Origin of the sequence: Aquimarina algiphila (assembly GCF_947494415.1) — a bacterium.
GTDB lineage: Bacteria > Bacteroidota > Bacteroidia > Flavobacteriales > Flavobacteriaceae > Aquimarina > Aquimarina algiphila.
This window is the reverse complement of sequence record NZ_CANLVC010000006.1, coordinates 1085129-1098903: the sequence shown is the minus strand read 5'-3', so window position 1 is coordinate 1098903 and position 13775 is coordinate 1085129. Positions and strand designations below refer to the sequence as shown.

Sequence of the window (13775 nt, the reverse complement as noted above, 5' to 3'; positions counted from 1 at the left end):
TTTGAAGAACTTCTTTTAAAAATCCTTTTATAATTCCGAAATTTGTATAAAAATATTGATTTGGCTAAAAAAAGAATTGTAATTACCGGAGGTCCGGGTACAGGAAAAACTTCTGTTATCGTTAAACTGGAAGAAGCTAATTATTTTTGCTTTCATGAAGTTATAAGAGCAATGACCCAAGAAGCAAAAGAAAAAGATCAATCAACTACCTTTGCTTCAAATCCAATTGTATCTGTATCTGACCCTCATGAGTTTAACCTGCAAATTCTTAAAGGCAGAATACAACAATTCACAGATGCAACATCAAAAAAAGATGATATTCTTTTTTATGATAGAGGAATACCAGATGTTTTAGCCTATATGGATTATTTTGACCAATCCTATAATGACGATTTCGTTAATGCATGTAAACATCACATGTATGATATTATTTTTCTATTACCTCCATGGAAAGAAATTTATATCTCTGATGATGAACGATATGAAAGTTATGAGCAAGCACAAGAAATTCATCATCATTTAAAAGATGTTTATAATCGATTAGGGTATGATTGTATAGAAGTTCCTTTTGGAAGTGTTAAAGAACGTTTAGACTTTATTCTTAAAAAAAGCATATAGATTGATAAAATCTCCTCTTCAAATATTACAACAATACTGGAAATATGATACTTTTAAACCTCTTCAGGAAAAGATTATCAATTCGGTACTAGAAGGTCACGATACATTTGCTTTATTACCTACCGGAGGAGGAAAATCAATTTGTTTTCAAATACCTGCCCTACTAAAAGAAGGTATTTGTGTTGTAATTTCTCCTTTAATTGCATTGATGCAAGATCAGGTACAACATCTTCAGAAAAAAGGTATTAAGTCAATAGCGTTAACCAGCGGAATTAAATATTCTGAACTTGACACTTTGCTTGATAACTGTATTTATGGCAATTATAAATTTTTATATCTGTCCCCAGAGCGTCTTCAACAAGATATCGTTCAAGAACGATTAAAACAAATGAATATAAACCTCATTGCCGTAGATGAGGCTCATTGTATTTCACAATGGGGAAATGATTTTAGACCTTCATATAAAAAAATAGAGATTCTTAGAACAATTCATCCTGCTGTACCTATGATAGCTTTAACAGCCTCTGCAACAGTAGAAGTTGTTGATGATATCATTACTTCATTGGATCTTTTTCAACCAAAGATATTTAAACAATCTTTTTTTAGATCTAATCTGGGATATCTAATAGAGCATGTATTAGACAAGAATTTTAAACTTACTCAGATTCTTAAAAAACATCCTGGAACATCTATAGTCTATGTAAGAAATCGAAAATCTGCAATTGAGATTAGTGATTTTCTTAATGCTAGCGGTTTTTCTTCAACATATTATCATGGTGGTGTAGACGCTACAGAGAAAACAAAACGTTTTAATCAATGGTTGAATGAGGAAATCAGAGTAATGGTAGCTACAAATGCATTTGGTATGGGAATTGACAAACCAAATGTACGAACCGTAATTCATTATACGGTCCCAGAAAGTATAGAGAGTTATTTTCAAGAAGCTGGAAGAGCTGGTCGTGATGGCTTACCTTCATTAGCATTTCTTTTAAAAAACGAAAATGATACTCATCGTTTACACAATCAATTTATAAAAATATTACCCGATGTCAATGCAGTTAAGCTTGTATATCGAAAACTCTGTAGTTATTTCCGAATTCCTTACGGAGAAGGTGAGCAAACTGTTCATGATTTTGATTTTAACACATTCTGCAAAACATATGAACTTCATACACTAATCACGTATAACGCATTACAATTTCTGGATCGTTGCGGAGTAATAAGATTCACACAAAGATTTACCAAAAAAAGCAGTGTTCAGGTTCTTACTACAGGGAATTATCTTCTGGATTTTTTAAAAAACAATACAGAATATGAATACATTACTAAAGCAATCTTAAGAACGTATGGCGGTATTTTTGATGAAGAAATAGCTATTAACATACCATTAATTTCTTCAAAAGTAAATACTTCAGAAACAGTAGTTATCGAAACTCTAAATAAGCTAAAAGATGCTGAATTAATTGAATTTACTCATACTCTTTCTGATGCAGAAATTATTTTTTTAGTACCCAGAGAAGATGATCGCACAATCAATAGAGTTAGCAAACATCTTATTGATCAAAATACTTCTAAAATTAAAAAAGTAGAAGCTATATTAAAGTTTACAGAAAATAAAAGTAAATGTAGTAGTCGGCTGTTATTAAGTTATTTTGGAGAAGAAAATACTGTAGATTGTGGATTATGTAACTTCTGTACCAATAAGAAAAAGAATGTATCACCTATAAATGTTAAGAAAATACAAGATGATATTATCCTTCTTTTACAAGGAAAAGACTTATCTTCAAGAGATTTGATATCCCATTTAACATATCCCGAAAAATTAATTTTACAAGTATTGCGGGAAATGAATGAACATAGTATTATAAAAATCAACCACGATAACAACTATCAATTAGTATAAAATAATGAGAAACTTACGAATCCTATTTATGGGGACACCGGATTTTGCCGTTGAAACCTTAAAAACTATTATAGAAAACGAATATGATGTCGTTGGAGTTATTACCGCTCCTGATAGACCTGCCGGACGAGGAAGAAAACTTAAAGCTTCTGCGGTGAAAGAATATGCCATATCAAAAAACTTAAAGGTATTGCAACCAACTAATTTAAAAGACGAGCATTTTATTGAAGAACTAAAATCATTAAATGCCAACCTAAATATTGTGGTAGCTTTTAGGATGTTACCAAAAGTCGTGTGGAATATGCCAGAATATGGCACTTTTAATTTACACGCATCCCTTCTTCCTGATTATAGAGGAGCTGCTCCGATTAATTGGGCAATTATTAATGGAGAGAAAAAAACAGGGATAACTACTTTTTTTATTGATGAAAAGATAGATACAGGTCATGTTATTTTTCAGGAAGAGGTAACCATAAAAAATAATGATTCTGCGGGATCACTACATGATAAGTTGATGACAAAGGGAGCTAAATTGGTATTAACTACTATAAAAGCAATAGAAAGTGATACAATAATTGTAAAACCACAACCTAAAGACACCGATTTTAAGACCGCTTATAAACTAAATCGAGAAAACACAAAGATTAACTGGGAAAAAGATATATACACCATTAATAACCTTATAAGGGGATTAAGCCCTTATCCTTCTGCCTGGTGTCAACTATATAATAAAGGAATTTCTGAAAACATAAAAATATACGATGCAAATCCTGTAGAAGAGGTTCACAATAATGATATAGGAAAAATCATTGTAGAAGATTCTGATATTAAAGTATCTGTAAAAGGAGGTTATATTATTATAAATAAACTTCAACTTCCTGGTAAAAAAGCAATGGAATCTAAAGCACTATTAAATGGTTATGTTTTTTATAGAGATGCAAAAATGTGCTAGAGCCTAAGTATAGTAGGGGTTTGAAAATTCATAGAAAACAACATTGTTTATTAACAATCACCCTTAGTTATCAACAAATCCCTGTATTTACTGGGCTAATCCTTGCATGAATCATAAATCCGTATAAATTTGTAGAGCGTTTAACATAAAAGATTGGTTTAACCAACAATTAATTTAAAAACAGAATTATGAACAAAACAGAATTAATCGATGCAATGGCAGCTGATGCTGGAATTACTAAAGCAGCGGCTAAAAAAGCCTTAGAATCTTTCTTAGGAAACGTTGAAGGTACTCTTAAAAAAGGAGGACGTGTTTCTTTAGTTGGATTTGGATCTTGGTCAGTTTCTAAAAGAGCTGCAAGAGAAGGTAGAAATCCTCAAACTGGTAAAACTATCAAAATCGCTGCTAAAAACGTTGTGAAGTTTAAGGCTGGTGCTGATTTATCAAGTTCAGTTAACTAATCAGTTCTTTCGATATCATTTAAAAGCTCCCACATGGGGGCTTTTTTTATGCTTTTTTTAAGTTTTTTTTGGCAAAAAAGACATAACTACTTTGATTATTAGAAATAATTATTTAGCTTTAAGATAAAGAAAATCTATTGTATGATATCCCTTCAACCCTCTAAAGGACATTTATTAATTGCTGAGCCTTCTATTATTGGAGATGTTTCCTTTAACCGTTCGGTTGTACTTTTAGCGGATCATAGTGAGCAAGGATCAATTGGTTTTATAATGAATAAACCTCTTGATTATTTACTTGCCGATCTCGTTCCAGAGATCGAAGTAGATTTTAAGATCTATAATGGAGGTCCTGTAGAACAAGATAATCTATATTTTATTCATAAAGTACCCGACTTAATTCCTAACAGTGTTGAGATATCCTGTGGTATTTATTGGGGAGGAGATTTTACCATTGTGTCTGAACTTATCGCCAAAGACAAAATTACACCTAATGAAATTCGATTTTTTCTAGGATATTCTGGTTGGGATTCTAAACAACTTAATCAAGAACTTGAAGCTAATTCATGGGTAATTGTTGAGAATAGTTATCAGAAAAATATTTTTGGAAAATCTTATGACACTTTCTGGAAAGAAAAAATGATTGAACTTGGTGGGGAGTATATGCTTTGGTCTAATGCTCCAGAAAATCCTACCTATAATTAATCTCCTAATCTAATTCTGGTATTTAATATCCCCAATAATCTTTTACTAATCTTTGAATCATACTCTTTTTTTCTGAACTTCGTTATTGGTAAAATTCCTGTAATTACATTAGTAATAAATAATTCATCTGCTTTTTGAAGTTCAAAAGGTGAAATAGAAGATTCTTCTACAGTATATTCTGGTAATTTTTCAAGGATACGTATTAGTTGAGTCCTAAGAATTCCTCTTAAGCATCCATCAGATAAAGGAGGTGTCTTTATCACATTTCCTTTTACCAAAAATAAATTTCCATTTAAAGCTTCAATAATCATTTTATTAGAGTTTATTAATAAACAATTATCAAAACCGTTCTCTTCCGCAAAAATTCCGCCAAGAATATTGACCAATTTATTATTTGATTTTAACGTTGAGAGAAGATCTGTTACTACATGGTGATCTTTAAAAAGTGTAACTTCATATTTCTGATCAGCTAAAGTATAAAAATTGGAGTTTAACTTAACTACAGAAATATTATATTCTATCTCATTGGATGAAGGAGTATATAACCCTCCAGAAACTCTATTTACAATAAGTTTCACTCTTACAGAAGAATTCATTAATCCATTTTCTGTCACCAGATTAATAATTTCTTTTTCTAGAAATTCTGGGGTAAACTGCATTGGTATTTGCATTCTCAAGATGCGCATTGAAGCCATTAATCTAAAATAGTGATCTTCCCAAAATAAAATTACTCCAGAATTAACCCTAATGGTTTCAAATAGAGCATCTCCATACGCATACCCTCTATTACTAATAGCCAATACGGCCTTATCATCCTCTACCAATTGTCCATCTATATTAACCATAAAAAAAGTCCCATAAATTTGATTTTTTATGGGTGTATAAAATTTGTATTATAAAAATAAAGATTTATGCAGAACCTAAAACATGTTTTAAATTACCGATCATGTTATCCCAAAGCATCTTATTTTCATCCATTTCATCATCTTCAGAATAATCAGTAACCATTAGGGAAACATCTTTGGTTATTTCATCTACTTGAATTCGTAATTCAAAAAAATAATCATTTCCTTCCTCTTCATCTTCTACCCACCTAAATTTAATTCTTTCGCCACTTTTTCTACTTAAAAGTTTTGCTTCTTCTTCAGAATCATCCCAAATAAATGTAAATAGTTCTCCTCTGGAATTTACATTATCAGCAAACCACTCTGAAAGCCCAGAAGGTGTAGATATATATTGATATAATAGTTGCGGTGATGACTGTACCACAAATTCAATTTCATATTTTGTTTTTTCAGACATATCATTAATTGTTGGTAAGCCAATATATAGATTAATTGTCGACTTTAAAAGTACATTGAAAAAAAAATTAATTATGCATAATTGTTTGCACCAATGTTTTTTGTTTTTATATTTGCACCCGAATTAAAATGATGTAGCATCTATTTGGCGAGGTAGCTCAGCTGGTTAGAGCGTTGGATTCATAACCCAGAGGTCGGGGGATCGTGCCCCCCTCTCGCTACACTAATTCACTTAAGCCCTTTATTTTAAAGGGCTTATTTTTTTTTAAACACTTTTTATACTCAATGCCACCAAAAGAGTTTTAATCAATTAAGTGTGGTTTTTCTATATTTTTAAACATTCTAATAAATCAAAACAGGAAGAATTCTTTGTAGAAATTCTTGCAATAAAGAAGAATTTATTAAAAATCTACCTATCAATTTTGTTATACTATTACAAAAAATAACAGTCTCAAATGAGACTGTTTGTAAATAAAAGTTAGTTTGTATGCTTCATATCGCTATTCAATCATGATTCGCTTCGTATAAATAGAGCTTGTTTTATCTTTCAATTGAAGCATATAAAGTCCTTTTGGAAGATCTAAAATTGGTATCTTAAAATTTGATTCAGTACCTAAATAAGCTTTTTTCATAATTCTACCGTTCATATTTATAATTGACAGTTCTCCACTAATTTTGTCCTTTGAGGTCAAATAAATATAATCGGTGGTTGGGTTAGGCCAAAAGTTATATATTATTTTTTCCTGAGAATTTACAACATCTCCTTTTTGATTATCCTGTTTATTATTTAAAATGGCAAAAGTATTACTATTATTAGTTCCTGTTTTAAGACTTAAATCATCAAAATAACCATCATTTGACCTTCCACTATTTCGTTGACTCAATAAAATCACTCTAACTTTACGTGTACCAAAAGGAGCAATTCTTTCTTCATTTATTTGCTCCCAGTTATTGCTATTCCTTTTCCAATCACTATCAAAAAAACTTAATACTTTATTATTATCATTTCTATATTCTACTTTAATTCTGCTTCTATCATTGCCACTATATGACCTCACAAAACCATTGAATAAGAAAAACTGTCTACCAGCATCTATAGAATCTGCATATTGTTCTACATTAACATCTTGATAGATTTCCCCTGTACTTGAATTACCTAACCAAAAGATATAGCTTCCATTCTTAGCATTTGGATAACCATTTTGTCCACCTTGAACACGTTTTTGATTACCTGATATCTGAGTCCAGGCATCTAGGTTATTTTGTTCAGCACTAGACTGCTGAAGTAGATTATCACCATAACTCACATCGCTTCCGACTGGTTCTGGCAAGGTATATGTCGCCATCATTGCACGATGGTCACTAGCATAACCATTTAAATTTAATTCTGCCTCATCCCCTGTTGGACCAAATCGCACAGCTTTTGTAACCGTAATATCGTTCCCTCGGTGGTAAATGATATCAATTCGATCATATACCTCATTAGAAGACTTGTTTGGAGTCCAGGTATTTCCAGGTTTCGACACTTCATTTGGGTACAATGAGCGCCATGAATCTTTCATTCCAATAATAGTCGCTCGTTTACTCGTAGGCCAAGCTATTTTCATCGCATGAATTCCAGCATCTACAGCACGTTGAGTCCAATCCAAATGACTTGGCTCATTAAAATCACCAGTAAAAAAAACAGGAGCCCCCGCAGGTACCCAACTTTGAATAGTATTGACTATCCCGATCATTTCAGAAGAACGAGCTCTATTAGACGAGTTAATAGCTTGTGATTCTGATGTAATTTCTCTATCTCGAATATCATAAGGTCCGTATGGATAAGGTGTCAAATGTGCATTAAACACATAAATTTTTAAACCGCTGGGTAATGTTACCTGGATACCAGAAGAATTTGTAGATGTAATAGGGTAACGAGAAATAATAACCTCACTACGGCTATAACTATAATAATAAAACCCTAAAGAGTTAGCTACACTTTGTGCCGCTCCATACGATTCTTGTATACCAATAATATCTGCTCCAGAAGATTGTATAACATCTAACACAGCATTGTTACTAGTAGTAAACAATTTGTTAAAAGTCATTACTTTTAATGTATTCTGTGCTTCCACTACTCCTAAAAAGCAGAATGCTATTAAACCAAATAATAGATAGTTTTTTTTCATTTTTGTTATTGTTAATTAGGTTTTAAGCATAACAGTTCTTCTGTTATATTGAAGTGAAATTATTTTATTTAATTCTTATACATACTAAGCTTCAATTAAGCTTATGTTAAGTTAAAATTGTTCTAATTGTGGCATACCGATACCATTCGTATAGTATTTAAAAAAGAAAACAAACAAGACTATATATAATCTTTTAGTATTTTAGTAACACTTCAATGCTTCTTATTGAATAAACTATTACCAATATAACTAACTAGTAATACCATTATCAGTGAAGTATTTCCTTCGATATAAAAAATTGTATAGAGTATTGGTTTCGATATTTTTATTATTGAATATAGAAGGAAGCGCTCAAGAAAAACTATTAAAAAATATAATATCTGACACTACTTATCACACATCTCTTGACATCACAGAAATCTCAGGCAATCTTTTATCCGTTACTTACAAAACCTTGCCAGGTAATCAGTCTGGACAGCTTCAAAACAAATTATGGGTTTGGAGAGCCTCTGAAGTACCATGGAAATACGCTCCAATGGCAGAACAATTTCTACCCAAGGATGCTACAGAAAGTGGATCATATGTTATAGAAAATTTGAAGATAGCAATTGATACAAAATATATAGTTTGTTATTCTGTAGGCGCCGAAGTAACACAAATCTGTACTTGCACTACTCTAGATGGAAATACCAAATCCCTCGAAAAACGATGGGTCTCCATCAAATTGATAGAGGTAAATCAGAATTCTATAAGTTTTACGTATGAAACTCTCTCTGGATATCTTCCAAAAACTTATAATAATTGGTTTGGTGTATGGGAAGGTGAAGCCTCTCCATATAACCTAACTAAAGCATTAGCAAAAGGAACACCAAGTGATGATTCTAATATCAATCAGGGAAGTCTTACGAACTTATCCATGGATATTGGTCAGACCTATACATTCATCTATTTTGTTGGCAGTGAAGAATCACAAGCGGCTTCTATCATTAGGTTTACAATGCGGTAGACCAATTGTACATCGAAACTTTTTTTAGTATATGCTTAGCATCAATTTTATCTGATGAAATATGATGAAATATTTTTTTTCATATCATATTGATAAATTTAATACAGTTAAAGATCAATAGCCTGAAAAGCAAACAACTCCTACCCCTATTTTCACGTGAATAATCACTGAAAATGAGATAATTAACTTCAAATTAATATTCTAAAAACCATAAATTATGTCAACAAAAGAAGCGCAAAACGCTACAGCAGTGCAAAATCCAACAACACAAATCGAAATTAATGCAATAGTAGGTAATCAACTTTCTGTTCAATATACAGGTTTACCCGGTAATCGACCAGATACTTATGGAAATTATCTTGTTGTATGGAGAAATCAAAATTCAATTCCTTACAATGATCCCAATCCAGATGGTTTTGTTGAAATTACAGGAGATACTTCTCAGGGCTCACAAGTATTTGAGAATATTACTGTACAACCAGGAGTTACTTATGTAGTTGGGTATGCAGTTGGTCCCAAATTATCTCCTGGTCAAGAATGGGGTAATGTATGTACTACTTGTTTTATCACAACAGATCAAAAGACTTCTTACATAACTCCAGAATTAACTGATTTGGTAGCAGCAACAGATTCTGTAACTATGAACTATAAATTACCAAGTGGAGCAAGTCCTAAAGAAAATGGAGCTTGGGTTGGAATTTGGCAAACAGGAAATGCTTCTTATGATCAAGCTCCGATCGCTGCAAACTCTATACAGAACCCTAGTAGTCAAGGAGGTGCAGCAATTAACGGTGTTCAAATATTAATAGGCCAAATATACACTGTTGCGTTATTCACAAGTGGTTGGAAAGCAGGACCTGGTGGGACAAATGTACAAACAACAATGTCTTGTACTGCTACTATAACTACCTGATATTATATTATTATACATATAATAATGAGTCAAAAAGGTGTTATCTAATATCAACACCTTTTTGCACTCAATATCAATAAAGTTTTATGATGTTGTGAAATAAATTTTTATTCGCAATCCATTGGATATATTATGTTCAATACATATTGTCATCTCCTTAAGAACTCTTCTCACCGATATAAATAGCATATATGGCTTTTTTTAATGCAACTTTGAATGATCAATTATATGTTGCCGAAACAACTGACACAGACCAAGGTTTTGCTGCGTTTTTGCTACCACAACCACCTTCAAATCAACTAGAAGGATATGATATTTCTCAAGCCTTAACAGATAGTACTTTAAATGGAAGTTTTATCCTTTCTGCTTATACTCCTGATCTGGAGACTAAGGAGAAAACAGATGAATTTGTCAAAGAAGCTTTAAAGTTATTGGGAACTGGTCGGTATATTATTTGGATATTAGATATTACCGACTTTAGTTATATTGAAAATACTATTTTCATGACTATTGCGGGTGATGGTTCTTCTATTATTAAAGGGGTTCCAATTCCTTTGGTTCACAACATTTCATTACAGATTCAAAGTGGAATGAAACTAACAGCTACAGATGACTCTATTAGTTTGGGAATTAAAGATGGAAGCGCTAAAATTTTGTTTGTTGGACCAGATGCTCCCGATTCAAATATAACCTATGCTATAGAGGGAAACATTCCACTCACGGGAAAATATCGTGGGGATATCAATTTTTCATCATTTATAGAGCGAGGATCTTTATCCAATGATTTTAACTGGGGGTTTCAGATGCTGATTCCATTAGAAAACAACCCTAACCAAACTGCTAAATCAGAATATTTTCCTTTTGCAAGTGGACAATTTCCTTCAACAACAGATCAAATAGGCTTTGATATTTTTATTGATCCTACCGATGTTTTTAATCAGGCTTTCAATCGTATAGATTCTCATTCTATAATAGAACAATACAACTCAAGAAGAACAGTATTTAATTTTACAGGAACAAATAAAGATCAAAGTGAAACTGTTTTAAATGCATTTTATTTTACTACTTTGGGAAGTACTATTCAGTTAATTCCAGTAGGAAATAATAATAACGGATCGTTACAAGCAAGACTCACCTTTACCAATGGTGAACTGTATAGTGCCAATGCACATCAAAAACATTTTGCTCCCGAAGGTGATTTTATTGTTACTATTGATGGAGCCTCTTCAGATACTGCCATTCCTTTACAATGCGGATTACAAGGGACAGAATTTTTTAATGTGCAACCTAGGGTTAATGGGAATATGGGTGACAGACTACGATTCATTACAAATCAGCCAGCCTATGCACCAGTATATCCATTACCCATATCTTCTCCCGTTACCGCTCCTGTAGACCCAAATGCTTCTTTACTAAATACAAATTATCAAACATCCTGGTGTACCATAACTCCGGGAGATCAAAACAATACTCCATCATATGTAGCACAACCTAAGGGATCAGCGTTATTTTCTAATATGCAAATAGCTGCGTCAACTCTTTTAGAGCATAGTACACCAAATTTTACTTTTGAATCCAATGATGCAGTGTTGTTTCCTATGCTCCCATATGCTGCGATTCAGCCTGATGATGATAATGAAGGGTTCAGTAAAACAGAAATTGAAAATTTTGAAAAACTATTTGTCTCTCAGATTAGAAAACAAAATATTAATTCTATACTTATTGATGCTCAGATTAAAGCTAAACAAGAGTATCTAAAATCAACAGATGCAGCTAGCGATATCGGTAATAATGTAACTACACCATCTGGTCTTATTGCCAATTTATTAGGGTCAAATAATAATCCTATATGGAACGCTATTTATCTGGCACAAAATCAAAAAACTTCCCAAAGTTCTTTTGAGAAAATGTATTTTGAAGATCCTGTTGAAGACCTAGTTCAGGCTTTTCAAACCAGTGATTTGTTTTTGGTTGTTACCAATAATGAAAAACTAGGCACAACAGATGTTGATGCTACCGGTGCTAAATTTCATAATAAAATGTTCATAGGAGATTGGACTATGGAAGCTAACACAGGTACAGAAAATAAATATAATGATTATAATAACATCATTATTGTCAAAGGAAAGAAAGGAAAACTTTATGATCCAAACGATATTGAAAATAGTTTAGTTACAAACTGGCAAAAATGGACTGCCAAGGATACATTTGCCGCACCATCAACACTTGATAATAATGGCACCCTTTTACCACCCGATGACGCTCAACTGGTCATTGTTTCACAATGGATACAGTCTTATTTCGAAGATGCTTATAATCAAACAGACACAGCATATTTCGGTAATTTTAATACTATAGCTCAGGATGAAAATTGGACTGGTATTCTGGTATTGCGAATGGATATTTCGGGATTACCAGATAACCTTACCGGGATCTTATCTGGGGTACGAGATCCGGCTGGATTTAGAGCACATCATTTAGGAATCAATATTACACCTGTTGAGAAAGGTAGTAACGGTCCAGAAATTAATAATCCGAGTTCTATGTTCGGACTTATTTATTATAACGATCCAGATTTTATCCAACAAGAATCACCTCAACCCATACAGCCTAATTTATCTGAAACTTACGATTTTGTTTTACTCAACCTAAAAGTACTTTTTGAAAATACAGCTGTCAAAAGCTTTCAAAGTTATGCACAGTTAACCACTAATAATTATTTTGGAACTCCAGTAGACCATATGGGTACGGGAGGAAACAAATACAACACCATGATTCTCAAAGGATCGCTTCAGTTCAAAGGAAATGAAGCTTTGTACAGTCTAAATACTGATGGTGTAAATACATTCTATTTTGATAATCCTGCGATTAATAAAATTGAAATATCAAATGTCAATTTCAGTACCCTACAAAATGATCCTAGTGGAAATATTATTAGTAATTTTTCTATTAATGGTTATTGGGATTTTAAAGAATTGATGATTCCTGCAAGTGATGATGACCCTGCAACCGATTTTGATATTTTGTCTTTTGGAAATGTAGAAGGGGCAGATGTATCAAATAAGGGATTGATTTTTAACAATCTATTAATCAATATGGTGTCTCCACCATATGTTCCAGGACAAACAGAACAATTACCAAAAACAATGACATTTGTTACTTCTCAAATGACTTTTGATCAAGGGCGAAGTACACCACGTTCAAATAGCATTTATGTGAATTTTGCACTCAATCTGCAAGGGCTCACCCAAGGAAGTTCAGATTCACCACCTTCTCAAAATGGATACCTTACCGTAATTACAGATTTAAAAGTTAGTCCAATCGATGGCTCTTCATGGGTAGGATTAACGTATAAACTCAATATGGGAACTCCAGGAGAACTAGCAGGTAATGTGGGTTTAACTTCTACCTTACTCATTGCATGGAATCCCACAGCGACAAACGATGGGTCAGCTCCTGCAGTACTTATGGGAATTACACTACCCGGAACAGGCGGAGGTGCTAAATTAATAAGTCTGCAAACAGTACTAAAATTATCTATCGGGCAAATACGCCTAACATATGACACTAATAAATCCTCCTTCTTATTGATGTTTACAGAAATCGCACTGAAGTTTTTAGGATTGTTAAAAATACCACCTAACGGATCCTCACTATTCTATCTTTTTGGTAATCCAAAATCAAATGGTAAAGCATCCGGATTGGGTTGGTATGCAATGTATAATAAAGATTCAAAATAATAAAAGAC

At 32.6% G+C, this 13775-nt stretch carries 11 protein-coding genes and 1 tRNA gene; 9 read left to right on the top strand and 3 right to left on the bottom strand.

Annotation, left to right across the window (positions count from 1 at the left end; translation table 11 throughout):
* Positions 1-60 precede the first annotated feature (60 nt).
* From PQF96_RS14020 to PQF96_RS14000, 5 genes are all read left to right on the top strand, one after another.
* Positions 61-618 (top strand): AAA family ATPase, encoded by a 558-nt coding sequence (locus tag PQF96_RS14020; protein ID WP_109437876.1) that lies wholly within the window; start codon positions 61-63, stop codon positions 616-618.
* A gap of 1 nt (position 619) precedes the next feature.
* Positions 620-2521, top strand: a complete 1902-nt coding sequence (locus PQF96_RS14015; protein ID WP_333924824.1) for a RecQ family ATP-dependent DNA helicase — start codon at positions 620-622, stop codon at positions 2519-2521.
* A gap of 4 nt (positions 2522-2525) precedes the next feature.
* A complete protein-coding gene (fmt, locus tag PQF96_RS14010) occupies positions 2526-3473 on the top strand; it encodes a methionyl-tRNA formyltransferase (RefSeq protein WP_271766903.1) in 948 nt (315 codons plus the stop codon).
* Between the two features lie 188 nt (positions 3474-3661).
* Positions 3662-3934, top strand: coding sequence for an HU family DNA-binding protein (locus tag PQF96_RS14005; protein ID WP_027413194.1), 273 nt, complete (start codon positions 3662-3664; stop codon positions 3932-3934).
* Positions 3935-4075: 141 nt separating this feature from the next.
* Complete coding sequence (locus tag PQF96_RS14000; protein ID WP_109437762.1) at positions 4076-4636, top strand: YqgE/AlgH family protein; 561 nt, start codon at positions 4076-4078, stop codon at positions 4634-4636.
* Here PQF96_RS14000 and PQF96_RS13995 read toward each other — a convergent pair.
* Positions 4633-5481 carry an aminotransferase class IV gene (locus PQF96_RS13995; protein ID WP_271766902.1) on the bottom strand — a complete coding sequence of 283 codons (849 nt, stop codon included), beginning with the start codon at positions 5479-5481 and terminating at the stop codon, positions 4633-4635. The two genes, PQF96_RS14000 and PQF96_RS13995, sit on opposite strands and share 4 nt — an antisense overlap.
* Before the next feature lie 64 nt (positions 5482-5545).
* Positions 5546-5938: an START-like domain-containing protein gene (locus tag PQF96_RS13990; RefSeq protein WP_109437764.1), complete on the bottom strand. Its 393-nt coding sequence runs from the start codon at positions 5936-5938 to the stop codon at positions 5546-5548.
* A 146-nt stretch (positions 5939-6084) separates the two neighbouring features.
* Between PQF96_RS13990 and PQF96_RS13985 the strand changes: the two genes are divergently transcribed.
* Positions 6085-6158, top strand: a tRNA-Met gene (locus PQF96_RS13985).
* Between the two features lie 279 nt (positions 6159-6437).
* Here PQF96_RS13985 and PQF96_RS13980 read toward each other — a convergent pair.
* Positions 6438-8108 carry an endonuclease/exonuclease/phosphatase family protein gene (locus PQF96_RS13980; protein ID WP_271766900.1) on the bottom strand — a complete coding sequence of 557 codons (1671 nt, stop codon included), beginning with the start codon at positions 8106-8108 and terminating at the stop codon, positions 6438-6440.
* Between the two features lie 271 nt (positions 8109-8379).
* Between PQF96_RS13980 and PQF96_RS13975 the strand changes: the two genes are divergently transcribed.
* The 3 genes from PQF96_RS13975 to PQF96_RS13965 all read left to right on the top strand — a co-directional run bounded on the left by PQF96_RS13975 (position 8380) and on the right by PQF96_RS13965 (position 13767).
* Positions 8380-9114, top strand: coding sequence for a hypothetical protein (locus PQF96_RS13975; protein WP_143916506.1), 735 nt, complete (start codon positions 8380-8382; stop codon positions 9112-9114).
* Positions 9115-9331: 217 nt separating this feature from the next.
* The gene (locus tag PQF96_RS13970; protein WP_271766898.1) at positions 9332-10027 is read left to right on the top strand and encodes a hypothetical protein; all 696 of its coding nucleotides are present in this window, start codon (positions 9332-9334) and stop codon (positions 10025-10027) included.
* Between the two features lie 191 nt (positions 10028-10218).
* Positions 10219-13767, top strand: coding sequence for a hypothetical protein (locus PQF96_RS13965; RefSeq protein ID WP_271766896.1), 3549 nt, complete (start codon positions 10219-10221; stop codon positions 13765-13767).
* Positions 13768-13775: the final 8 nt, after the last annotated feature.